Below are 1,597 nucleotides of genomic sequence, written 5' to 3' on the forward strand. Positions count from 1 at the left end.
TGAGATATGCGCAGGGCGGTGGTCTCACTCCGCAAGGCCAGGCCGCGCGGGAGCGGGTGCGCATGCTGGCCGTCGATGGCTTTGCGCGGGGTGAGAAGAACACGGTGATCGCGAAAGAACTGCGGGTCAGCGTCCGGTCGGTGGAACGGTGGCGCCGGTCCTGGCGCGAGGGAGGGCGACAGGCCCTGCGCCCTTCGGGGCCGGCCAAGCGGCCGAAGGTCAGCGACAGTGACTTCGCCGTCCTCGAGCCACTGTTGCTGGACGGCGCGATGGCTCAGGGCTGGGCGGATGAGCGGTGGACGCTCTCGCGGGTACGCATGCTGATCGCGGACCAGTTGGGCGTGTCCTTGTCGATCCGCGGGGTATGGGAGCTATTGCGGCGGCACGGCTGGTCATGTCAGCAGCCTGCCCGGAGGGCGGTCGAGCGGGACGAGGCGGCGGTGGCCGGCTGGGTGAAGGAGTCCTGGCCCCGGGCAAAGCCACCGCGGCGGCGCTCGGGGCATGGCTGGTCTTTGAGGACGAGGCCGCTGTCTCGATGACGTCGCACCGGGCACGCACCTGGGCGCCCAGAGGGAGCACGCCTGTGGTTCGGTTCAACGGCGCTTCCCGCGGCCGCATCTCGATGGCGGCACTGGTGTGCTTCAAGGCCGGCGAACGCAGCCGTCTGATCTACCGTCCTCGCATCCAGGGCCATCACCGAGGTGCCCACCGTGGCTTCACCTGGCAGGACTACCGTGATCTTCTGGTGCGGGCTCACCTGCAACTCGGCGGTCCCGTCGTGGTGATCTGGGACAATCTGAATGTTCATCGCTGCAGTCGATTACGTGAGTACGCGGCGGAGCATGACTGGCTCACCATCGTCCAGTTGCCCAGCTATGCGCCCGACCTCAATCCGGTCGAGGGCATCTGGTCGTTGCTCCGGCGCAGCACCACTGCCAACGTCGTCTTCCGCGACCGCGACCACCTCGTCCAAGCGGTCCGCAGCGGCCTGCGCCGCATCCAACAACGCACCGACCTCATCGAGGGTTGCCTCGCCGAAACCGGCCTCTCGCTCAACACGACAACTGAACGGAAAGGTCAGTAGGCCCCCTCCGGAGAGGGATGGAAGTACTTCCGCACGTTCTCCGGCTTCCTGTGCCGGGACTTCGCCATGAGCATCGGCGGGCTAGCCCCAGCCTCCCCAAGGCGAGCCAACCCGGAATGCCGCCACTCGTGCGGGTCCCAGCCCGTTCGCTGTGGAACGCATGGAGGGGCCCTGGTGCCGTATGACACCAGGGCCCCGAAGGAACAGCTACACCATCTGCCGGCCCCGGCACTGCGCCGACCTTCTGTCTCCGCAGACCCGACCCAGATGCTGTCGGGGATGCTGGGATCGCGGTTGCTTGACCGGAGACCACCTCACTATCGATGTCCTGCGGTACCCGGACTCAAGACTTCCGCCCGGGCGATCCTGACGGCGCTCGGCTCCTCCGTTCTTTCCCTCAATGATCAACTGCTTGCCAAACGGGGAACTGCGTACTGCTGGTACTGCTCTACTACGCACTGCTGGTGATGCGAACTGCTCAGCGGCCTGCGACAGCGCCACTCTTCGACAGCC

1 protein-coding gene and 1 pseudogene are annotated in these 1,597 nt (G+C 66.6%); one reads left to right on the forward strand and one right to left on the reverse strand.

Annotated features, from left to right (window positions below):
* Positions 1-1,084 (forward strand): IS630 family transposase gene (locus AC5P09_RS51745; protein ID WP_493880599.1). Its coding sequence is split into 2 segments (ribosomal slippage), with 1,085 coding nucleotides annotated over them: positions 1-447 and positions 447-1,084; the frame shifts between segments, so codons are not numbered across the junction. This gene is flagged as partial in the annotation.
* Here AC5P09_RS51745 and AC5P09_RS51750 read toward each other — a convergent pair.
* Positions 1,078-1,230: pseudogene (locus tag AC5P09_RS51750) on the reverse strand (site-specific integrase); the annotation flags it as partial. The gene AC5P09_RS51745 and the pseudogene AC5P09_RS51750 sit on opposite strands and share 7 nt — an antisense overlap.
* Positions 1,231-1,597: the final 367 nt, after the last annotated feature.

The organism is Streptomyces sp. a15, from assembly GCF_059026085.1.